Source organism: Clostridium sp. DFI.5.61 (assembly GCF_024462915.1).
Classification (GTDB): domain Bacteria; phylum Bacillota; class Clostridia; order Oscillospirales; family Oscillospiraceae; genus Lawsonibacter; species Lawsonibacter asaccharolyticus.
Map to the genome: position 1 here is coordinate 45,093 of NZ_JANGBZ010000010.1, position 20,681 is coordinate 65,773.

Sequence of the window (20,681 nt, forward strand, 5' to 3'; positions counted from 1 at the left end):
GAAACGTATGAAAACGATCCTTTGCGACCGGGAGCGCCCCGCTGAGATCGGGGACCAGGTGCGGGACGGAGACTTCTCCTACCGGCTGGAATTCGGCTGGGCCAAGTGGCCCGCCGAACTGGAGGGGGTCCATACCCTGAATGGCAGCTTTGACCAGGACGGGAATTTGTATGTGGCCACGGAGAATAAAGAACACCCGGTGGTGGTGCTGTCTCCCGATGGGACATTTCAAAGGAGTATCGGCGGGGGCCTTTTCGAAAAGGCACACAGTATTTTCCTGACGCCGTCTCACACGATCCTGGTGGCAGACTCCAGCAAGAACTGCCATGTCATCCGGGAAATTTCACTGGACGGAGTGCTGGTGCGGGACTTTGGGACCATGGGACAGCCGGGGGACTCCGGCTATGACTTCAACTATCTGGAGGTGCTGGAGCGGGAGGGCCGGGTGCCTGCTGATCCGGTCTGGAACAAGCGGGCGGAGGCCAACGCCCGTCTGGACAGCGTGAAAAAAATGGGCACCCCCTTCTGCCGACCCTGCAGCATGGTCATGAACCAGGCGGGAGAGTACTTTGCCGCCGACGGCTATGGAAACGCCGCTGTCCACCGCTTCCACCCTGACGGCTCCTACGACATGTCCTGGGGCGGCCCCGGGAGCGAGCCGGGAAAGTTTCGGCTGGTCCACGACGTGCGGGTGGATCCCCTGGGACGGATCTGGGTGTCCGACCGGGAGAACTGCCGGGTGCAGATCTTTACCCGGGATGGGGAGCTGCTGGCTGTGATAGGCGGAGATCTGATGCGCATCGGCTCTGTCTGGCTGGACGGGCAGTATGCCTACATTGGAGAGCTGGACGGCGGCGTCACTATTTTAGACATGGAGCTGCAGGTGAAGGCACAGCTGGGCTGCAGAGGGTCTGTCATTCACGCCCATGGCCTGACGGCGGACAAGAACGGCGATCTCTATGTCTTTACTAACCGAAAAAATGACAATTCGATCCTGCGCCTGATTCGGCAGTGAGGAGGGAAACTATGCCTGTAAAATTCACTTTCTTTGGCGCCATGTGTGTGCTGGTAGAGCGGAGCGACGGGAAGAAGCTGCTGTTCGACCCCTATATTTCCGGGAATCCCCAGACCACAGTCCCGCTGGAGACCTTCTATGACATTGACTATCTGTTCGTCACCCACAACGCCGGGGACCACTTTGGGGATGCGGATGTGATCATGCAAAATGCGCCCAAAGCAGTTCTAATCAGCGGCAAGGATGTGAACCGCCATGTGCAGAAACTGGGAAAGCTCCCAAGAGAGCGCTGGTATGGCACGATCTATGGGGATTGCAGGGCTCTGGACGACCAGACAGTGTTCCACACCGTTCAAGCCATCCACCGCTCGAAGGAGAGCACCGATGGGGTGGAGGCCTCCCACCCGGCCTTCGGGTTTATTGTGGAGGTGGAGCCAGGGGTCACCTATTACCATGTTGGGGATACCTGCCTGTTCAGCGATATGCGAATGTACCGGGAACTGTACCACCCCAATGTGATGACGGTGGGGATCTCCCGCTTCAAGGAGCCCTACCCGCCCTGTGAGATGCCACCGCGGGAGGCCGCTTATGCGGTCTCCTATGTGGGGCCGGATGTGGTGATCCCAACCCATTACCCTACGGGCAGTAGCGCCCTAGAGGAGTTTCGGGGGCACATGGAGACCTTGGCGCCCCGGGTCATCATCAAGGAGGAGATGGAGAAGCCGTTTTACTTCCTCCCTGCCCGGGTGGAGGATGTGCTATGATGCCGCCCCAGTCGATCAGTGCCAGAGCAGACGCGGGGCTCGATAGCTTTGGACTGGCTGTGGTCCTGCCCTGTCCTTCGGTCGTGGAACTGGCGGCCTTGGCGGGCTATGACTTTATCCGCATCGACTGTGAGCACGCGATGATGGATGCGTCGGAACTGCGTACCATGCTGCAGACAGCGCGGCTGCTGGGGATCCCCTGCCAGGTGCGGGTGCCGGATCTGGCGTCCATAACGCCGCTGCTGGGACAGGAGCCCGCCGGGATCATGCTTCCCCATGTGGAAGGGGTGTCCGACGCCCGCTTTTTAACGGAGGCCTGCCGCTTTGCTCCCCTGGGCCGGCGGGGAATGGATGGAAATACCCGCCGTATGCGCTGTGAAGGGATGACTAGGGAGGCGTATATGTCCTACGCTCAGACAAATTTAAATCTAATCGTTCAGCTGGAGAGCCGGGCTGCCCTGGAAAATATTGACGAAATACTCTCTGTTCCCGGCATTGATATGGTGGCCACCGGCCGGGCGGACCTCTCTCAGGAGTTGGGAGTGCCTGGACAGAAAGAGCATCCGGACGTCATCGAGGCGGAAAATTTTATCATCCGCAGAGCTTTGGAGCACCACAAGGTTCCGGTTATTACAGCCAGCACTCCAGAGCGAATCCATGCGCTGAAACAAATGGGGGTGCACTGCTTTGTCATCGGCAAAGATGAGGAGCTCCTGAATACAGGGATTCGAACCCGGATTCAGTGCAATCGATAAACACATACAATGAGGAGGAGATACCTATGCCCGTGGGAAAACGCATCTATTCCAATTTTACCCGTCCAAGTCGGGAGCTGGTCGAACAGTTTCGCGGTCTGCCCACCGCCAACATTGCCGACTGTATGGGGCGGATTTCCTGTATTGATACTGAAATTTGTCCGCTGAACCACACGCCCCTGTTGGGAGCTGCCCTGACAGTCAAGGTGCCTGGCGGAGACAACCTGATGTTTCATAAGGCGCTGGAAATGGCCCAGGAAGGAGATATTTTGGTCATCAATGGTTTTGGCGACATGACCCGCTCTCTGTGTGGGGAGCTGATGGCCACCATGGCCCGTCAAAAGGGAATCCGCGGTTTTGTGATCGACGGCTGCGTCCGAGACCTGGAGAGTTTTGCCGGGATGACGGATTTTGCCTGTTATGCCCGGGGAATTACCCCCAATGGCCCATATAAAAACGGCCCGGGTGAGATTGGGCTCCCTGTTGCAGTGGGCCATCAGGTTATCTTTTCTGGGGATATTCTGGTTGGCGATGAGGATGGTGTTGTGGTGATTCGGCCTGATGACGCCTCTGCCATTGCCCGGGAGGCCCGGGCCATCCTGGAGGCGGAGCAGCAAAAGCGGGTCAACTATCAAAATGGAAAATGCAGCTTGGATTGGGTGAATGAGAAACTGCGGGCGCTCAATTTGGAAGAAGTAGACGGCTGAATGATTCTCTCACGTGTAGCCTGGCGGCCTGGCCGCAGTGCCGCGCGAATACTGGCAGAAGAAGTGAGGCCCAGATGGATACATCCGGGAAGGTGCGGAGGATTATCGTGTTCTTATCCCTCTGCAGAACGAGGATCTCTGGGGTACTCCCACACAGGTCATGGAGTTGTCGGGACTGAAGACACCCCCGGGCCCCAGCCTCTGCCTAAAAATTGTGGTGGCGGCTGTCTGCGGCAAGGCAAACGATCCACTTACTCCACTCAAACGGCTACAAAGAAACTACTTAGTAATGGGAATTGTAAGGGAAAATGTGCCTTCCAGTATCCCGTTTTTCTCACCCTTTCTGACCCAAAATCTGACCCAGAACCGGAAAAACTGGGGCGGAGCAGAAAGCACACAACCTCCAGGGTTTGGCCTATTTCAGGTCACAAAACCCCCGGAAAACGTTGAACCGCAGCAGATGGACAAACCCACAGCAGCTCATAACCCGGAGGTCGGAGGTTCGAGTCCTCCTCCCGCAACCAACAAGCCGCTGAAATCGCATGGTTTCAGCGGCTTTCTTCATTTTTTATCACTTTTCGGATGGTTTTATTTCTCCTCTCTTGTTTTGACCCAGATTGTGACCCATACGGGAAATTTTAGCGGAAAGGGCTGGATCACTTTAGAGAGGCTCGGAGACTGCAGGAGAGTACATTCCCCATGGTTTGGGCCGCTTGTCGCTGAGCGGCGCTGGTCACATGAGCGTAGGTATCCAGGGTGAACCCCGCCGAGAAGTGACCCAGCATACCGGACACCGTCTTGATGTCCACCCCGTTTTGCAGGGCCAGGGTAGCGAAGGTATGTCGGAGGTCATGAAACCTGACCTTGGGCGGCCCCGCCCGCTTCAGCACCCGGTGGAGCATGTGGAGGACGCTGTCCGGTGAGATTGGCCCACCGTTGGGTGACGGGAACACCCATGGGCTGCTGCCCGCTTTTTTCTTCTGCTCTTTCAAAACGCTTACCGTATCTTCTGCCAACGGAAGGGTACGGTAGGCGTTTTTTGTTTTCAGGGGTGCTTCGGTAACCACTCCGTTAATTCTCACCACTTGCCGTTTAACCCGGAGGTCACCCCGTTCCAAATCAATGTCTTCCCACTTGAGGCCGAGGAGTTCTCCCCTTCTCAGCCCGGTGGCCAGCTCCAGGTAGTAGAGCTCAAAGACGCCACTTTCCCCGGCTTCCCGCAGAAATGATTGAAGCTGTTCCACTGGAAGGGTTTTCATTTCTCTGTGTTCTACCTTTGGCAGGACGCAGCTCTCTGCCGGATTGGCGAGGAGGATTCGCTGCTCCTGGGCCAGTTTTAAGGCAGAGGACAGAAATTTGGTGGATGTTCCGCACCGTCTTGGCGCTCAGTCCTTTGGGCTGCTCTTTGGCCTCCAGCCGATCTACCCGGCCTTTGGTCAGCAGTTTCTTGTAGAGCTTCTGCAATTCCAGAGAGGTGAGCTTTTCCAGCGGGATGTCCCCGATATTTGGATTGATGTAGTTGTCGATGTAGCCCCGGTAAGTCTGGTGGGAGGAGGGTCGGACTTTGAGCTTGTCGTAGTCCTCAAACCATACCTCCATCCACTCCTCTACAGTATACTTCTCAACTTTACTCTGATCCAGAGATTGGGTTTCCTTAATGGCAGTCTTCAGCTTCTCCTTGACCTCTGCCTGAGTTCTGCCCAGCACATTCTTGTAGATGGCCTTACCCGTCTCCGGGTCGTGCCCTGCTGTGTACCGGCCCTCCCAGCGACCATCCTTTCGTTTTCGAATGCTGCCCTCGCCGTTGGCTCGCTTTTTAGCCATCCCTGTTCACCTCCTGTTCCACAGTCTCGCAGGCTCGCTGCTCTTCCTCCTTTTGGAAGGAGTACAGGCCATCTCCCTCCAGTTCCCTGGCAATCCCCCAGGCCAACTTGAATCCAGCGGTGAAGCTGGCCTGGGAGGTTTTCTCCCGCAGCAGGTTTTGAACGTCCACCAGGTACATCAGTCTGCGCCACTGCATCTTGTCCAGGTAATCCCGCACCTCTTGTCGGGCCTCCTCAATTTCCTCCTCCAGTTCTGAGAAGTCTGGCTCTCGGTAGAACCGCTGGTGCAGAGCGGTCATGTAATCGTTCATTGTGTGTCGCCTCCTTTTCAGCAACACACAATACCCTAACTGACAGACAATAGCCTGGGCAAACGGGCAGAGTTATCAGAACCTTAACAATTCGCTCTTGAACTGATCTCGGCCTTATCATTGTTAACACCGTACTATTTTCTACGGCCCTTTTATTTTGTTTTGCGGCGCAATTTTTGAGGTCTCTCCGCACCAACCCCGGAGCAAATCCCCCTGACACTAAGGACGCAGGGAATCACGACCCCGGAAGAGCAAAATTTTGTCCTTTACGACCCCGCCCCGCAGGGCCTGGAACTGCCCGCACTGCGGGCAGAAGTGGACGAGCTGGGGCGTTTACGACCCCGGCTCTTTCTCCTGCTTTTCTTTCGTCTCCGCCTTGCGCCCTTATCTAGGCCCGACACCGACCCCAATTAGCCTCGTGGGGCGGCTACTCCACCCAGGCCTCAAAGCGGCCGCCCAACGGCTCACAAGGGCAAATAGCGAGGATACTGCGGTTGTGCCCTTTTCTCTGTATTGCGTACTAGTTTTTGATATGCCACTCTCCCGTTATATTTTAAATAAATATGGAACCTCATTTACTGAGATGTGAGACCATGTTGCATCGAGAAATATAATTATCTATGCGTGTTCTCCAACAGCCACCGGAAGAGTACAGACATATTGGCTTTGGGGTCCTCCAACATCCGTTCCGGATGCCACTGAACGCCCAAAATCGGCAGCGACGGATGTTCATACCCCTCCACAATTTTTTGCTCATTTGACTCCCAGAACGCGCTCAACCGCAGCGGCGGCGCAAGCTCCTCCACTCGGATTCCCTGGTGGTGATAGCTGTTGACCTCGATTTCTGTTCCAAACCAGCTGCTCAGTTTACTGCCCGGTATCAGTTCCACCGAGTGTCTGAGTCCCCCGCTGTGGTCTGCACCGCACCAAGTCGGAATATCCTGGAGCAGCACCCCACCCAGGGCCACATTTATCATCTGAAATCCCCGGCAAATTGCGAGAATTGGCTTTCCCAACTGGATAAACTCTTTGGCAAGCTCCAATTCAACATCGTCTCGGGGCTGGTCATAGTGCTCCGGCGGGTCGATGGGACTCTGTCCGTAGCAGTGAGGATCGATGTCAACCCCTCCAGTGAGCAAAAGTCCATCGGCAATCTGGATATACTCCTTCAGACAGGAGGGTTCCGCTACAACGACGGGAAGCCCGCCTGCCTGTGCCACCCCCTGGAGGTAGTTGCAATTCACTGACCGGGCAGGGAATCCGCCCTTGGATACCACGTCCGAGGGTGTGACTAAAACCAGTGGTCGCTGTGACATTTCTTTTCTCTCCCTCACTTACATACTTTCTGCCTTGTTGCAAGCGGCAAAGTGTCCAGGCGATACTTCTCTCCACTCCGGCGTGACATTCTTGCAGTGCTCGTCCGCATAGGGGCAGCGGCGTGCAAAACGGCAGCCCTCGGGAGGATCAATGGGAGATGTGATCTCCCCCTTGAGTAAGATGCGTTTTTTCTGGTGCAATGTGGGCGTGGGAATGGCCGACAGCAGCGCCTGGGTATAGGGATGATATTGGTGTTCAAAGAGATCGTCTCCGCTGCACAGCTCTACCATCTGCCCCAAATACATGACCATAATTCGATTGGCCATATGGTGCACCACGGACAGGTCGTGCGTGATAAACAAATAAGCAAGTTTCCGCTCCTCCTGAACGTCCTGCATAAGATTCAGAATCTGTGCCTGAATAGAGACGTCCAAGGCAGATACCGGTTCATCACATACGATGAACTCAGGCTGAAGCGCCAATGCCCGGGCAATTCCAATACGCTGTCGACGTCCGCCGTCCAGCTCGTGGGGATAGGAATATGCCAGACGCTGCGCCAGTCCCACCGTATCCATTAGCTCGTTGACCCGCTCCTCCATCTCTACCGCGGAGTGGCGGCCGTTAAGTCTCAGCGGCTCCAGAATGCTTTCCCGTACCGTCTTTCTGGGATTCAGAGAAGAAAACGGGTCCTGAAAGATCATCTGGATATGAGTACGCAGATCCTTCAGCTGGCTGCCTTTGATGCCGCTGATATCGGTACCCTTGAACCGGATCTCACCGCTGGTAGGATCCAGCAACCGCACCAGCGTACGGCCCAAGGTGGACTTTCCACAGCCAGACTCACCTACCACGCCCAGAGTCTCTCCAGGCTGTAGGACAAAGGACACATCGTCCACCGCATGCAGCATTCCAGAGCGGGTTTTAAAGTATTTTTTCAAGTGGTTGACTTCCAGCAAGGGACTACTCACAGGACTCCCCCCATTCTTTCCAGCATTTCACCATGTGTCCGTTTTCCAAGTCCTTTATCGGGGGCCGCTTCTCCTGGCAGCGCTGTGTGCAGTGGGGGCATCTGGGTGCAAAGGGGCACCCTTCTCCCAGTGCGGTGGGGTCAGGCATCAGCCCTGCAATAGGTTGCAGCCGCCGTACCCGGTGGGTAACAGAAGGGATAGATTGGAACAGACCCACTGTATAGGGATGTGTCGGAAGGGTGAAAATCTGCTCCGTGGTCCCGCACTCCACAATTTCGCCGGCATACATAATGGCCACCCGCTTGCAGACTTCCGCTACCACGCCCAAGTCATGGGTGATCAGCAAAACTGCCGTTCCCAGTTTTTCCTGCAGCTTGGAGATCAAATCCAGCACCTGGGCCTGAATGGTCACATCCAGAGCGGTTGTAGGCTCGTCGGCGATCAGCAGTTCGGGCATACAAGCCAGAGCAATCGCGATTACCACGCGCTGCTTCATGCCTCCCGAAAACTGATGGGGATACTCTCGAAAACGCTCAGCAGGAATTCCTACCATTTCCAGCATTTCACTGGCTCTTACTTCCGCCTCTGCCCGGGAGCACTTCTCATGCAGCCGGATCACTTCCGCAATCTGGTTGCCCACGGTAATGACAGGGTTCAGCGCTGTCATGGGATCTTGGAAGATCATGGACAGGCGCTTACCGCGGATCTTCTGCATCTCCTTATCCGAGCAGACAGTCAGCTCCTGGTCTCCCAGGAAGATCTTTCCGCTTTTAATTCGCCCCGGAGGGGACTGGATCAGTTTAAGGATAGACAGGGCCGTGGTGGTCTTTCCGGCTCCGGTTTCGCCCACCAGTCCCAGGGTCTCTCCGCGGCCGATGGTCAGGGAGACTCCGTTTACCGCCTGTACCAGACCGTGGTCGGTAGCATATTCTGTATAGAGATTTTGGATTGTCAAAAGATTTTCCATGCTTGCATCCTCCCTATCTTCTCAGGCGGGGATCCAATACATCCCGCAGACCGTCTCCGAACAGATTCAGGGCAAAAATCGTAAGCATGATCGCCAATCCGGGGAACGTGACTATGGGCCAGAAGTCACGGATATATACCCGGCCGGCAGAGAGCATGGCGCCCCACTCCGGAGAGGGCGGCTGAATGCCCAGCCCAATAAAGCTCAGCGCCGCAGCGGACAAAATGGCGGACGCTACGCCCAGAGTGGCCTGGACGATAATGGGCGAGAGCGCATTGGGCAGGATCTCGCGGATGATGATGTATAGATCTCCTGCACCCACACAGCGGGCCGACTCCACAAACTCCTGTTCCTTGACCGTCAGTACCGAGGCACGTACAATACGGGCATAGTTCGGGGCGCTGCCAATACCAATCGCGATCATAGCATTGGTGAGGCCAGGGCCCAGAGCCGCGGAGATGGAGATGGCCAGCAGGGTACTGGGAATGGCCAACACAATATCCACGCAGCGCATGATGATATTATCCACTGCTTTGCCGTAAAATGCGGCAAATGCACCCAAAAGGCCTCCCACTACCGCACCGATGCCTACGGCGATAAAGCCGATCTGCAAGGAGACCCGGGATCCGTAGATCAGACGGCTGAGGATATCACGCCCCAGGTTATCTGTGCCAAAGGGATGGGCAAAACTGGGATACTGATTGGCAATTTGATAGTTCTGCTCGTCATAGTGATAGGGCGCAATAATTGGCGCAAAAATGGCTACGATAAACAGCATCAGCAGGATAGCCAGCCCCACCATAGCGGCTTTGTTCCGGTACAACCGAACCCAAGCTTCTTTGCGTTGGGCACGACGGCGGCTGCGCATCATCTCTTTGGGTGTCATGCTGCTTTCCCTGCCTTTCCTGCGGACTTTTTCTTCCGCTTACTGTGTCCTTGATACTGAGACTTAATTCTAGGATCTGCATAAGCATACAGAATATCTACCAGCAGATTGATCAGACTGAAGGCGATGGCAATAAACAGCACGCCGCCCTGAACCACCGGATAGTTTCTGGACTTGATGGAATCTACCATCAGCTTGCCCAGACCGGGAATGGAGAAGATAGACTCTGTCAAAATTGCTCCGCCCAGGCCACGGCCAAACTGCAGGCCGACGACGGTAATAATGGGAATCAGCGCATTCTTCAGGGCGTGGCGGGTAATGGTCACCCGTTCGGAGAGGCCTTTGGCTCTGGCTGTACGGATATAGTCCTGGCGAATGACATCCAGCATAGAAGAGCGGGTCATACGGGTGATTGTAGCCGCCGTGCTGGTGCCGATGGTTACGGCAGGCAGAATCCAGTACATGGGACCATAGAAGCCGGAAGGAGGCAGGATACCCAGGTAGACGGAAAATACCAAAATCAACACCAAACCCTGCCAGAAGTTTGGCATGGACACGCCCACAAGAGCCAAAACCATGGCCAAATTATCAAAGATTGAATATTGTTTTGTTGCTGATATGATTCCCGTAGGAACCCCAATCGCTGTTGCCAACAAAACGCTGAGTACTGCCAGGAGCATTGTGGTGGGCCACCGGTCAAAAATTTCTTCACTGACAGAACGGCCAGTGGTATAGGACACACCCAAATCTCCTTCTGTGACAATTCCCTTGATGTAGTTCACATATCGGGTCAAAAATGGATCGTTAAGGCCAAGTTCTTCTCTCAGAGCTTCAACTTCGGCCTCTTGCGCACCTTCGCCCAGGATCATCCGTGCGGGATCCCCCTCTGATATGTACATCATGGAGAAAATAACAAACGTAACCCCCAGCATGACGGGGATCATCATCAGGATTCGCTTAATGACATACCGATACATGTTGGCCCCCCCCTCTCTCTTAACGGGCAATAATCTCCTCAATCAGCTTTTCAAAATAGTCCAGGGCGATTTGAGTCATTTCTTCCCCGATCTCCCGGCTGGACCGTCTTGCATCTCCCAATGCACCGTTTTCAGAGGCGTCCTTCTTCCAGTTCCAGGCTCCCGCTCCGTCACTGAGCACTTTGCGGAAATACATACTCTCCGTGTGCAGCTGGCCTGGCTGCAAATTCTCATGGACTACCCAGGGGCACAGATACATGCACTGAGAGGTCTCTACCTCACAGGCATGGCCGATCATGGAGGGAATCTCCATCTTCTTGCTGATCTGCGCTCTGGCCAAATTGGTACCCATAGTGGACCAATAGGCATCGATTCCGTACTCATACTGTAGTTTGGTTACAGCGGAGGTCAGAACCGGGCGGTTGCCTCCGTGTCCGTTTACGAACAGGATCTTTTTGATCCCATGCTTAGAAAAGGACTCGGCAATGTCGCACAAGAGGTGAATCATTGTTTCAATCCGCAGGGTGACGGTGGTCGGGAAGGGCATATGGTGCGTGCTAATGCCGTAAGTCACTGGGGGCGCAATGAGGATCTTATTTCCCACCCGGTCTCCCAGCATTTTGCAGAACGCATAGGCCCGCTCACTGTCGGTGATGAAGGTAGTGTTGGGGCCGTGCTGCTCGCAGGAACCCACTGGAATTACTGCTACCTTAATGTTGGGCAGTTCTTTTTCTACCTCTGGCCACACCATTTCTCCCAACACAAGACGCTGCTTCTTTTCTTCCATTTTCTTACACCTCATTATAGAAGGATGGGCGCCATACAGGCGCCCACCTTTTGGATGATTAGATCATTCAGGACGCAAAGGTTACCTTTGCCAAGTTTGGAGTATTGCCGGGGTGACACTCGAAGTTCTCAACATCCGCGCCAGTGCCGTAGATGGCGTTGGTGAAGCAAATGGGGATCAGGTTATACTGCTGCCACATATACTCCATTGCTTCCTTATAGATTGCGGCACGCTCAGTCTCATCATAAGCGGCTTTGCCGGCAGCCAGATACTCGTCAATCTTGGTGTTGTTGTTGCGCAGGAAGCTATCATACGTGGTGGGCCAAATCATCAACGCGTGATCGGGGTCACCGGTGGTCGGCGTGGAGTTGGTCACCCCCATGGAGACGGTACCCTCTGCCGCCTTGGACAGCAAGGTGGCCTGATCCATGATCTCGATATTGGTGGTGATACCCACCTCTTTCCACATATTCTGGGCGATTTCTACTACGTTGATAAAATCGCGGTCCTCGTTAAGCATGACTGTGATCTCAAGACCGTCAGCATAACCAGCCTCTGCCAGCAGTTCCTTGGCCTTCTCGGGGTCATAGGGGTAGGGACCAATCTTGCTGTATCCAAATACGGTGGGGGCCATGAGAGAGTCGGCCAGCTCAGCGCTGTCACCATAGACCGTCTTAACGATGGAAGCCATATCCAGAGAGAGCACCAGGGCCTCACGCACACGGATATCGTCGTAGGGGGCCATCTCCATGTTCATGGTAATATAGGAGAACTTATAACCGGGGCCGGAAACTATCTTTACATTGGGATTCTCTTCCAGTCTGGGTACGTCACTGGAGGACACATCATAGATGATGTCCACGCCGCCGGTCTCCAGTTCGATGGTGCGGTTGGCCGCCTCAGTGATAATGCGGAACGTCAGCTTGTCATAGGCAGGCGCGTCGCCCCAATAATTCTCGTTGCGGGTCAGCACCAGGCTGTCGCCGGTATTCCACTCGCTCAGCACAAAGGGACCAGTGCCGACAGGCTGACGGCCATAAGCCTCGCCGCCCATCTCTTCCATAGCGCTCTTGCAGATGATATCGCCGCGGGAAGAAGCCAGATAGTTATAAATGGCAGCGAAGGGCTGCTTGACGCAAATATCAACGGTATAAGGATCCACTGCCTTGGTGTTTTCTCCGTCGAAGGAAGAGAACATGGAGGCACTGCCCGGCTCAGTGGTTGCCCGCTGGAGGGAGTAAACCACGTCTTCCGACGTCAGTTCCTGCCCGTTGGAGAACTTTACGCCCTCCCGCAGGTGGAAACGAACGGTCAAATCATCAATGACTTCCCAGCTTTCAGCCAGACCGGGAACGATTTCTCCATTTTCATTCTGCACGACAAGGGTGTCATATACCACTCGCTGCACGGCGAAGTTTGCCAGAGCAGTCGAATTGTGGGGATCCAGAGTAGACGGTTCTGCGCGGATAGCCACTTTGAGTTCATTCTTGGTACCCGATTCGGACTGAGCGCTGCCCGACGTCCCGCCTGATGTTCCGCCGCAAGAAGACAGAAGCATTACCAGGCATAACAGTGGGATGATTACTTTTACCAGTCGTTTCATTCTTTGGTTCCTCCTTATACATATTTGCCGTGGATTTAGGTGCATTATATCACACACTTCTTCGCCAGTAAATAAAATTATATAAATTAATTTTATTTTTATATAATTTACTATATTTCGCAGTTTATCTTTGTTCTATCTGTACAGATAATTTTCTTGAAAAACCATACTAAAAAGTATAAAATATATAAAAACAAGAGAATACTTTGTAAAGTGAGTGACGCTATGAGCACACCAATTGAGCGGATTCGGGATGCCTACCCCAATCTCAGCCGGACACAGCGCCGTATCGCCGACTATATTCTAGATGCAGGAGATACCTGCTGCTTTATGTCTCTTCAGGAACTGAGCGAAGCGGCAGGGGTTACCCCGGTCACCCTATTAAACTTCTGCAAGAAAATTGAGTATTTCAGTTTTTCTGACTTCAAAAAAGATCTGCAAGTTTATATTCAGTCGGTCATTTCCCCACGCCATGTAGTGAAAACCGACCTTGGACACTACCAGTCCCACTCCGACGCAACCTTTTTGACCCAGGCCATGGAACATGAAGTAAGTCTACTGACCGACACCTTTTCCTGCTTAAATATGGATGCTCTCATCCATGCCGTTAATATGTTGTGCCAGGCCAGGGAAATTTATCTGGTCGGAAAAGGCCTGAGTATTCCTGTCATTGAGTTATTTTTGGCTCGTCTCGATTTTCTATCCATCCCAGCCAAGCGGATTCCTCTCGATAACCTGAATTTGCTCCCCAACCGCTTGGTCAAGGCTGGCCCGGAAGATGTATTCGTGGTATTCTCCTTTCCCAACTACTCTCCGGTTCTGGGGAAGATCGCAAAAAATGTCAAGACCGTACTGAACAGCAGCTTAATTTGCATTACAGATAAGCCTACGGCTCCTCCTGCCTGCTATGCTGACGCACTTCTTCTCTGTCAGACTTCCAGTCTGGTCTTTTATAACTCTATGACGGTTCCTATTTCCGTTGTTACCCTGTTGACCTCCCTGATGGCCATCAAGACGTCCGGCCAGCGTGCCTGCTTGGAGGAAAAGTTGAAACAGCTGGAAAATCTACGTCAGCGCACCGTCCCCCCAGAATGAGACCGTCTCATGCTGTCTGCTATTTTTCCTGTATCACCGGTGCCTACGAAGTTCAAAAGGGAACAACGGACAGCCATATTGTCTGCTGGAAAACTCTAAGTGGTCGTTTACTAATAAAAGTGAGGCAAAACGGTTGTGGTATAGAATTTTCGCCTCCATGTGTAAAAGATCGTTATCTCTTGGTCAAAAGCCATTTCAACGTAGGAGGTACTTTATAGTAGAGATCGTTCATGTGAACTGTAAGAGTAACCAAGAGAGAAATTCAGTTCCTGCCATTTCGAAGATTTTTGAGAAGGCAGCTTCCATCCGACCCAAACCGTGACCCATACGGGATCTGGGGCCTACGGAATCACCGGAGCAAACAGTCCCAAATCATATTTCAGTCCCCAGCAGAAATGACACAAAAGTCCTCAACGGCGCCAAACCCACATCCAGGCCGCAGCTCATAACCCGGAGGTCGCAGGTTCAAATCCTGTCCCCGCAACCAATAAATCGCTGAAATCGTATGATTTCAGCGATTTATATTTTTGTATAAAGAAAACCACCGGCTGAGCCGGTAGTTCCAAAAAGCTTTAGCTATGCCCAGAAAAAATATCCGAGCGAAGCGAGGAATTAGTAAAAAACGATGGATAGAAAGGGGGAGAAGTTTTAGAGATGAATATTAGGAGCACCCCACCGCTATTTAAATAGCGGCAGGGCGCTCCGTGCAAGGGTAATTCAGTTATGAGCCTATAGGCTCTACTGGTAATAGGCCCCAAGGGGGCCTGTGCAAACCACCGGCACGGCCGGTGGTTATGATTACAACTTTTTTGGCGGTTTATTTTTGGCCATTGAGAACTGATCCAGATTTTGACCCTCATCGGTACAAGCTCAGGATCCTCCGCTGTGCCTTCTCTCCAAACGGCCCTCTTCGCTGGGCTCATATCTGATTTCAGCTTTTTAGTATGTTGATAATTTTCTCCGTCGTCTTCTGGGCTGCTGTCGTGACATAGGGGTAGGTGTCCAGAGTAAACCCCGCTGAGTAGCGCCCCAATATCCCAGAGGCGGTTTTCATATCCACCCCGCTCTGGAGTGTCAGAGTTACAAATGTGCGATGGAGATTATAGAACCGGACCTTACGAACCCCCAGCAGCATTAGCACCCGGCGGAGTATGTGAAGCGCACCGTTGTGGGACATGAAGCCGCTGGTAAGACTGGGGAGCCCCCAGAGAGTATTCCCCCACTTTTTTCTTCTGCTGATTTGACCTGTCTGATGTGATCGTTGATGTATCCCCGTCAGGTCTAATGGGAGGATGGGAGAACTCACCTTGGGCATAGTTCTCGAACCAGACACCCATTCACTCGCTCACTGTATGCTTCTTCGTGCTTACTTAATCTACAGTTTTCTCCTGCTCAATGACCTGTTTCAGTTCCACCTTGTTTTCCTCCTGGATGCGCCCCAGCACATCTCGGTAAATCGCTTTGTCCGTCCCTGGGGCGTGTTCGGTGGTGTACCGGCCCTCCCAGCGGCCGTCCCGTTTTCGGAGCTTTCCCTCCCCGTTGGCTCTGCGTTTTGCCATACCGCTCACTCCTTTTGCAGCAACACACGATATTGCAGAAGGAGAAAGATAGCCAGGAAAACGGGGCAGAGCTATCAAAACAATAACAAGCAGCCTCACCAACATGCTTCAGCAATGTTCTGTCTGGGATTGAGTAGAAATCAGCGGATGTATTGCCGGAAAACGACTAAACATCGTATGGTTCGCTCCAGACCGGTGATGGACATTTTGCTGGCGTTGGGCAGGGCACTGCACTGCCTGCGGAAACAGTGGCCATATCTGATCTGTTTTCTGGAGGACGGACGGTTGAATCGAGCAACAACCGGGCGGAGCGCAGTGTAAAGCTCTTTGCAGTGAGGTGAAAAAACTGGCTGTTCTCCAACACGGAGGGCTGTGCCCAGAACCGCACAATTGCTGACAGCCCTATTGAGACGACCAAGAAAACCGGCCTTGTCCCAGATCAGTATCTGATCTGACTGTTGAGCGGGGCTCCAAAACTCGCATCAGCTGAAAAGAATTGGGCGAAGAAATTACTGCCAGAGAATACCTCTAAAGCAGCTGCAGTATCCTCGTAAAAATTTAACTGTACACCTAAAGAGGTCCTGCTGATATGCAGGTCCTTTTTTTCTTTAGAGCTTCTGATTTTCCAGTATTTCCTTTTTCTAAAATTGGTAAAAACATTTTTCAGATGGCTGGGCACAATTGCCGTAGCGGCGCTTTTTCCCAAGGAAATACGCAATCAGCTGTTTTGCGGCCTTCCCAGCTTTTGTGAAATTGTATCAGCGGTGCGGAGCAGCATCGCAACCAAGGTCTCTCTTGATTCGCCGCAATAATCCTGAATCCCCCCTGTGACTCCAATCGCTGCTACACAGCGCAGCTCATGATTGAACACCGGTGCCGCCAGACAGCCGATGCCAAGTGCGAATTCCTCGTTGTCCTCTGCATAGCCCATTTGACGCACTCTATCCAAGTAGCTGATGAATTTGCCCACGTCATCAATCGTTTTGGAAGTCATTTTTTGAAACTGTACTTGGCTCAATAACTGGGGCAAGGTACTTTGGGAAGAAAATGCGGCGAGAACTTTTCCGGCGGCGCTGATATTTAGGGGCAATTCTGCATAAGGGGTAGTATAAATCAGCACTGGGTTTGGAGGAAGGATCTGCTCGATGTAGGTGACGTGGTTGCCCTTCAAAATTCCCATTTGGACCGCCTGATGGCTCTCAATGGCCAGATGGTCCAGTTCAGCATGGCAGACCTGCCGCAGGTTATTGATATAGGTCATTCCGTTGGATAATGTCAGAAGCTGAAGCCCCAGATGATAGCAGCCAGGCTGGGATTCAGACTCTTCCAAATATCCCCGTATGGATAATTGCTTAACGATGCGAAAAGCCGTTGTATTTGGCAGCTCCAAACTTTGTGCGACTTGCTTAATGCTGACCGGCTCCCTGGCTTTTGCCACAAATTCCAAAATATTCAAGGCACGATTTACCGCAGGCACTACAGGATTTTCTAAATTTTCCATTTCTATCATCCTTACATATTCCGAATTCTATATGGAAATTCTGCTTAAAACTTGGACGTATATTTCTTATTGTTACATAAGCGGTCTCTTTTTGTCAACAGGCATAACAAAAATAGCCTCCTTCATTTTGTAATAAAAATCAATTTTTGAAATACACAAAAAAATCTTTCGTAAATTATTGACAAACAGGATAACAGTAATATAATTAAATAAATCAAATATGATAATAGCATTTCATATTTGAAATATAGAGGCGGACGGAGGTAATGGTTATGTTGAGAAAACCTATTGTCGGAATTATTGGATTCTCTGACGGTGACCCAGAGGTCCATGAGGAACTCAAGGATATTGTTCAAAAACAGGTGGATGTCATAGAGGAGGCGCTGCGCGGGAGCGGCCAGGTAGAGGTCATCGTAGCGGACAAACTTGTGGCCTCAGAGCGGGATGCCAAAGAACAGGCCGAGCTGCTGCGCAGCCGTGGTGTGGATATTACAGTATTCTCCTATGGCGTGTTCGCCTTCCCCAATTTTTCGGCCATTGCGGCCCGAAACGGGAAAGGCCCCTTTGTCCTTGCCGCAAATTTGAATCCCGATTGGCCCGGGATGGTCGCAATGCTTGCGGCCGGCGGTGCACTCAACCATCTTGGCATAAAGCATTATCGTGTGGCCGGAGACTTCCACGAACCCGCGGTCCTGAACAAGCTGCTGGCGTATGCCAGGTGCGGAGCCGTTGTGACCCAGCTCAACGGACAGAAATACGGACTGATCGGTGGACGGAGCCTTGGGATGTACAGCGCAGTGGTCAGTATGCAGGACTGGCAGAAACAATTCGGCGTCGATATTGAGCATTTGGATCAATCCGAAATTCTGCGCATTGGCGAGACGATTCCTCAGGAACAGGTGGATAAAGCCATGGCCTGGCTGGAAGAGCATGTGAAAAAAATTCATTATGACGGCCGGCAGCTTACGCCTGAAAAGCTCCAGCTTCAAATTCGGCATTATGAGGCCATAAAGCAGATCATACGAGAGCATCACTATGATTTTGTCGGGGTCAAATGTCACTATGAGATGAGCCGGCACTATTGCACTCAGTGTATCAGCGCTGCGTTCTGCAACGACCCTTACGATTGGGACGGCCCGAAGGAGCCGGTGGTATATGCCTGTGAGGCGGACTGTGACGCAGCCCTTACCATGCAGATCCTGAAGCTGCTGACCCACGATCCGGTCATTTTTATGGATGTGCGCCACTATGACGCAGACCATGATGTCATGGTTTTCTGCAACTGCGGCTCTCAGTCCACCTACTATGCAGGAGCCAGTGATGATTACAGGGAGAATCTCAAGCAAGTGTCCCTCTATCCGGCGCTTAACATATATGCCGGGGGCGGCTGCCATGTGAACTGCATGACCCATCCTGGAAAGGCCACAATCGCCCGTCTGAACCGCAAAGAAGGAAAATACCGCATGACCTTGATCCCCGCGGAATTCGTTACACTTCCGGAAGAAAAAATGGCCGAGACGACCATGGAGTGGCCCCATGTGTTTGCCAAGCTGCCCTTTGACCACAACATTTTCCTGGAGGACTTTGATGCCAATCACTGCCATGCCGTATATGGGGATCACATAGAAGATTTGAAAACGATCTGCAGTATGCTGAATATTGACTGCGAAGTCATGGGCGAGTGATCGGACCTGCTGAAATTGAGGAGGGAATTTTCATGAGAGTGACGGAACATCCAATTATTAATGAATTCCCAAAGGGACGGCTGGTGACCTTTGAGTACGACGGAAAGCCCATGGAGGGATATGAGGGAGAGCCCATTGCCATGGCGCTGAAATCCAACGGTGTAGAGATACATCGCTATACCACCAAGCTGCATAAGCCCCGCGGCCTGTACTGCTCCATCGGCCGATGCACCGATTGCGTCATGGTTGTGGACGGAGTTCCCAATGTCCGTACCTGCATGACTGCGCTGAAGGAAGGAATGAAAGTTCAGACTCAGTACGGCGTCTCCACAAAAAAGGAGGAAGATGAATGAAGCGATATGATCTTGTGGTCATTGGCGCAGGTCCGGCCGGACTGTCCGCTGCCATTGAGGCGGCCTCAAAGGGACTGGACACCATCGTCTTTGATGAGAATGCCAGGCCCGGTGGTCAGCTGTTTAAGCAGATCCATAAATTCTTTGGATCAAAGGAGCATAAGGCCCGCATCCGCGGGGTCGACATCGGCGCTCAACTGGTAAAGCAGGCGGAGGAAGTGGGCGCGAAGGTCGTTCTGGACGCCGCAGTAATGGGAATTTTTCCCCATAAAGACATCTCCATTATGAAAGGAGACGAGGTCTACACCTGTAAGGCGGATAACATTATTATCGCCACGGGAGCATCCGAAAACACCTTGGCTTTCCCTGGCTGGACACTGCCGGGAGTCATGGGGGCTGGTTCCGCGCAGACACAGATGAACCTTCACGGAGTCATGCCTGGCAAGCGTGTGCTGATGATGGGGTCCGGAAATGTTGGACTGGTGGTGGGCCTGCAGCTGATGCAGGCGGGCTGTGAACTGGTTGCTGTGGTCGATGCGGCGCCTCGGGTCGGCGGATACGGCGTCCACGCGGCAAAATTAGCCCGCACCGGCGTCCCGTTCTACCTCGGACATACCATTCTGCGTGCCGAAGGAGAGGACCACGTCAGAAAAGCAGTGATCGCGCAGGTCGACAAGACGTGGAAGCCGGTCCCTGAAACAGAAAAGGAGTTTGATGTAGACACCATCTGTGTGGCGGTAGGCCTGTCTCCGATGTATCAGCTGGCCATGACAGCTGGATGCCGATTGTCAGATGACCCCAAAAAAGGCGGCGTTCATCCTGTAGTGAATCAATTTGGAGAGACCAGTGTTTCCGGCATTTTTGCCGCAGGAGATGTGACGGGTATCGAGGAGGCCAGCTCGGCCATGATTTCCGGGCGCATCGCCGGGGCTGCCGCTGCCCTCCGGGCCGGCTACATCAGCCAGGAGGAGCACGACAGGCTTTACACATTATACCAATCCTCGCTGGATCAGCTGCGTCAGGGAATGTTTGCAGGGGCCAATAAGGGGAACCCCAAGATCACGGCGACTGACGAAGGGATCCCTCTGTCGGCCAGCCTGCTGGCTAAGGGGTATTTAGAGGAAGATGAGATCTCAAACTTCCCGGGCTGCGAGGCCGGGGGGAGCGGCTTCCATCCGGTCGTAGAGTGTACACAGAATATCCCGTGCAACCCATGCCAGGATGTTTGCCCCAAGCGTTGTATCACGGTGGGCGACCGGATCACGAACCTGCCTGTTGTGCATCCGGAAGTTGAATGTATCAATTGCGGCCTGTGTGTCAGTGCATGTCCCGGCCAAGCTATTTTCCTTGTAAACGAGGACTTGGAGCCAGGATACGGGGCCGTTTCGCTGCCTTACGAATTCCGCCCGCTGCCGGCAAAGGGAGAAAAGGGCACCGCATTGGACCGAAGCGGCAAGCCGGTCTGTCCGGCCGAGATAGTGGATGTGAAAATTACGGCTCCCTATGACCGCACCCCGATCTTGACGATGAAGGTGCCGGCCAACATGACAGGAAAGGCACGATTTTTTGCCAGGGAAAGCGGAAGCGCCAGATGATACCGGAAACGCA

The 20,681-nt window shown here is 53.0% G+C and carries 20 protein-coding genes; 8 read left to right on the forward strand and 12 right to left on the reverse strand.

What is annotated here, in order from left to right; all coding sequences use genetic code 11:
• Positions 1-7: 7 nt before the first annotated feature.
• Genes NE584_RS07225 through NE584_RS07240 form a run of 4 tightly spaced genes read left to right on the forward strand, consistent with a single transcriptional unit; the run spans position 8 to position 3,241 of the window.
• Positions 8-1,015 carry a hypothetical protein gene (locus NE584_RS07225; RefSeq protein ID WP_256182484.1) on the forward strand — a complete coding sequence of 336 codons (1,008 nt, stop codon included), beginning with the start codon at positions 8-10 and terminating at the stop codon, positions 1,013-1,015.
• An 11-nt stretch (positions 1,016-1,026) separates the two neighbouring features.
• Positions 1,027-1,779: an MBL fold metallo-hydrolase gene (locus NE584_RS07230; protein ID WP_256182486.1), complete on the forward strand. Its 753-nt coding sequence runs from the start codon at positions 1,027-1,029 to the stop codon at positions 1,777-1,779.
• Positions 1,776-2,534 (forward strand): HpcH/HpaI aldolase/citrate lyase family protein, encoded by a 759-nt coding sequence (locus NE584_RS07235; protein WP_256182488.1) that lies wholly within the window; start codon positions 1,776-1,778, stop codon positions 2,532-2,534. The genes NE584_RS07230 and NE584_RS07235 overlap by 4 nt, the downstream gene beginning before the upstream one ends.
• 26 nt (positions 2,535-2,560) lie before the next feature.
• On the forward strand, positions 2,561-3,241 hold the full coding sequence (locus NE584_RS07240; protein WP_256182490.1) for an RraA family protein: 681 nt from the start codon (positions 2,561-2,563) through the stop codon (positions 3,239-3,241).
• A 656-nt stretch (positions 3,242-3,897) separates the two neighbouring features.
• Here the strand turns inward: NE584_RS07240 and NE584_RS07245 are convergent.
• From NE584_RS07245 to NE584_RS07290, 10 genes are all read right to left on the reverse strand, one after another.
• A complete protein-coding gene (locus NE584_RS07245; RefSeq protein ID WP_256182491.1) occupies positions 3,898-4,485 on the reverse strand; it encodes a tyrosine-type recombinase/integrase in 588 nt (195 codons plus the stop codon).
• Positions 4,433-4,840 (reverse strand): N-terminal phage integrase SAM-like domain-containing protein, encoded by a 408-nt coding sequence (locus tag NE584_RS19845; RefSeq protein WP_368670712.1) that lies wholly within the window; start codon positions 4,838-4,840, stop codon positions 4,433-4,435. The genes NE584_RS07245 and NE584_RS19845 overlap by 53 nt, the downstream gene beginning before the upstream one ends.
• Positions 4,841-5,057: 217 nt before the next feature.
• On the reverse strand, positions 5,058-5,375 hold the full coding sequence (locus tag NE584_RS07255; RefSeq protein ID WP_256182494.1) for a hypothetical protein: 318 nt from the start codon (positions 5,373-5,375) through the stop codon (positions 5,058-5,060).
• A 614-nt stretch (positions 5,376-5,989) separates the two neighbouring features.
• Positions 5,990-6,691, reverse strand: a complete 702-nt coding sequence (locus NE584_RS07260) for a gamma-glutamyl-gamma-aminobutyrate hydrolase family protein (RefSeq protein WP_256182496.1) — start codon at positions 6,689-6,691, stop codon at positions 5,990-5,992.
• 18 nt (positions 6,692-6,709) lie between these two features.
• Positions 6,710-7,600, reverse strand: coding sequence for an ABC transporter ATP-binding protein (locus NE584_RS07265; RefSeq protein WP_256182557.1), 891 nt, complete (start codon positions 7,598-7,600; stop codon positions 6,710-6,712).
• 52 nt (positions 7,601-7,652) lie between these two features.
• Entirely contained in the window at positions 7,653-8,627 is a 975-nt protein-coding gene (locus NE584_RS07270) for an ABC transporter ATP-binding protein (RefSeq protein ID WP_256182501.1), read from the reverse strand.
• A gap of 13 nt (positions 8,628-8,640) precedes the next feature.
• The gene (locus tag NE584_RS07275) at positions 8,641-9,513 is read right to left on the reverse strand and encodes an ABC transporter permease (protein ID WP_337542297.1); all 873 of its coding nucleotides are present in this window, start codon (positions 9,511-9,513) and stop codon (positions 8,641-8,643) included.
• Entirely contained in the window at positions 9,510-10,490 is a 981-nt protein-coding gene (locus tag NE584_RS07280) for an ABC transporter permease (RefSeq protein WP_256182504.1), read from the reverse strand. The genes NE584_RS07275 and NE584_RS07280 overlap by 4 nt, the downstream gene beginning before the upstream one ends.
• A gap of 19 nt (positions 10,491-10,509) precedes the next feature.
• Positions 10,510-11,277, reverse strand: a complete 768-nt coding sequence (locus NE584_RS07285) for a creatininase family protein (RefSeq protein WP_256182506.1) — start codon at positions 11,275-11,277, stop codon at positions 10,510-10,512.
• Between the two features lie 67 nt (positions 11,278-11,344).
• Entirely contained in the window at positions 11,345-12,880 is a 1,536-nt protein-coding gene (locus tag NE584_RS07290) for an ABC transporter substrate-binding protein (protein ID WP_256182508.1), read from the reverse strand.
• Positions 12,881-13,105: 225 nt separating this feature from the next.
• On the opposite strand from NE584_RS07290, the gene NE584_RS07295 reads away from it, so the two are divergent.
• Positions 13,106-13,975: a MurR/RpiR family transcriptional regulator gene (locus tag NE584_RS07295; RefSeq protein WP_256182510.1), complete on the forward strand. Its 870-nt coding sequence runs from the start codon at positions 13,106-13,108 to the stop codon at positions 13,973-13,975.
• A 1,370-nt stretch (positions 13,976-15,345) separates the two neighbouring features.
• Here the strand turns inward: NE584_RS07295 and NE584_RS07300 are convergent.
• Together NE584_RS07300 and NE584_RS07305 are read right to left on the reverse strand one after the other, a co-directional pair.
• The gene (locus NE584_RS07300; RefSeq protein WP_256182512.1) at positions 15,346-15,534 is read right to left on the reverse strand and encodes a hypothetical protein; all 189 of its coding nucleotides are present in this window, start codon (positions 15,532-15,534) and stop codon (positions 15,346-15,348) included.
• A 718-nt stretch (positions 15,535-16,252) separates the two neighbouring features.
• On the reverse strand, positions 16,253-17,035 hold the full coding sequence (locus tag NE584_RS07305; RefSeq protein ID WP_050622763.1) for an IclR family transcriptional regulator: 783 nt from the start codon (positions 17,033-17,035) through the stop codon (positions 16,253-16,255).
• 272 nt (positions 17,036-17,307) lie between these two features.
• On the opposite strand from NE584_RS07305, the gene NE584_RS07310 reads away from it, so the two are divergent.
• From NE584_RS07310 to NE584_RS07320, 3 genes are read left to right on the forward strand one after another with little or no spacing between them, the layout of a single operon-like run.
• Positions 17,308-18,720: an L-fucose/L-arabinose isomerase family protein gene (locus NE584_RS07310; protein WP_050622762.1), complete on the forward strand. Its 1,413-nt coding sequence runs from the start codon at positions 17,308-17,310 to the stop codon at positions 18,718-18,720.
• Positions 18,721-18,752: 32 nt separating this feature from the next.
• Complete coding sequence (locus NE584_RS07315) at positions 18,753-19,073, forward strand: (2Fe-2S)-binding protein (RefSeq protein WP_256182526.1); 321 nt, start codon at positions 18,753-18,755, stop codon at positions 19,071-19,073.
• Positions 19,070-20,668, forward strand: a complete 1,599-nt coding sequence (locus NE584_RS07320; protein WP_256182528.1) for an FAD-dependent oxidoreductase — start codon at positions 19,070-19,072, stop codon at positions 20,666-20,668. Before NE584_RS07315 ends, NE584_RS07320 begins: the two co-directional genes overlap by 4 nt.
• Positions 20,669-20,681: the final 13 nt, after the last annotated feature.

What these genes read in the sequence shown, in the direction of transcription:
- NE584_RS07225 (WP_256182484.1), top strand. Translation starts at nt 8, where the DNA reads ATGAAAACGATCCTTTGCGACCGGGAGCGCCCCGCTGAGATCGGGGAC.
- NE584_RS07230 (WP_256182486.1), top strand. Translation starts at nt 1,027, where the DNA reads ATGCCTGTAAAATTCACTTTCTTTGGCGCCATGTGTGTGCTGGTAGAG.
- NE584_RS07235 (WP_256182488.1), top strand. Translation starts at nt 1,776, where the DNA reads ATGATGCCGCCCCAGTCGATCAGTGCCAGAGCAGACGCGGGGCTCGAT.
- NE584_RS07240 (WP_256182490.1), top strand. Translation starts at nt 2,561, where the DNA reads ATGCCCGTGGGAAAACGCATCTATTCCAATTTTACCCGTCCAAGTCGG.
- NE584_RS19845 (WP_368670712.1), bottom strand. Translation starts at nt 4,840, where the DNA reads ATGGAGGTATGGTTTGAGGACTACGACAAGCTCAAAGTCCGACCCTCC.
- NE584_RS07255 (WP_256182494.1), bottom strand. Translation starts at nt 5,375, where the DNA reads ATGAACGATTACATGACCGCTCTGCACCAGCGGTTCTACCGAGAGCCA.
- NE584_RS07260 (WP_256182496.1), bottom strand. Translation starts at nt 6,691, where the DNA reads ATGTCACAGCGACCACTGGTTTTAGTCACACCCTCGGACGTGGTATCC.
- NE584_RS07265 (WP_256182557.1), bottom strand. Translation starts at nt 7,600, where the DNA reads ATGCTGCATGCGGTGGACGATGTGTCCTTTGTCCTACAGCCTGGAGAG.
- NE584_RS07270 (WP_256182501.1), bottom strand. Translation starts at nt 8,627, where the DNA reads ATGGAAAATCTTTTGACAATCCAAAATCTCTATACAGAATATGCTACC.
- NE584_RS07275 (WP_337542297.1), bottom strand. Translation starts at nt 9,513, where the DNA reads ATGACACCCAAAGAGATGATGCGCAGCCGCCGTCGTGCCCAACGCAAA.
- NE584_RS07280 (WP_256182504.1), bottom strand. Translation starts at nt 10,490, where the DNA reads ATGTATCGGTATGTCATTAAGCGAATCCTGATGATGATCCCCGTCATG.
- NE584_RS07285 (WP_256182506.1), bottom strand. Translation starts at nt 11,277, where the DNA reads ATGGAAGAAAAGAAGCAGCGTCTTGTGTTGGGAGAAATGGTGTGGCCA.
- NE584_RS07290 (WP_256182508.1), bottom strand. Translation starts at nt 12,880, where the DNA reads ATGAAACGACTGGTAAAAGTAATCATCCCACTGTTATGCCTGGTAATG.
- NE584_RS07295 (WP_256182510.1), top strand. Translation starts at nt 13,106, where the DNA reads ATGAGCACACCAATTGAGCGGATTCGGGATGCCTACCCCAATCTCAGC.
- NE584_RS07300 (WP_256182512.1), bottom strand. Translation starts at nt 15,534, where the DNA reads ATGGCAAAACGCAGAGCCAACGGGGAGGGAAAGCTCCGAAAACGGGAC.
- NE584_RS07305 (WP_050622763.1), bottom strand. Translation starts at nt 17,035, where the DNA reads ATGGAAAATTTAGAAAATCCTGTAGTGCCTGCGGTAAATCGTGCCTTG.
- NE584_RS07310 (WP_050622762.1), top strand. Translation starts at nt 17,308, where the DNA reads ATGTTGAGAAAACCTATTGTCGGAATTATTGGATTCTCTGACGGTGAC.
- NE584_RS07315 (WP_256182526.1), top strand. Translation starts at nt 18,753, where the DNA reads ATGAGAGTGACGGAACATCCAATTATTAATGAATTCCCAAAGGGACGG.
- NE584_RS07320 (WP_256182528.1), top strand. Translation starts at nt 19,070, where the DNA reads ATGAAGCGATATGATCTTGTGGTCATTGGCGCAGGTCCGGCCGGACTG.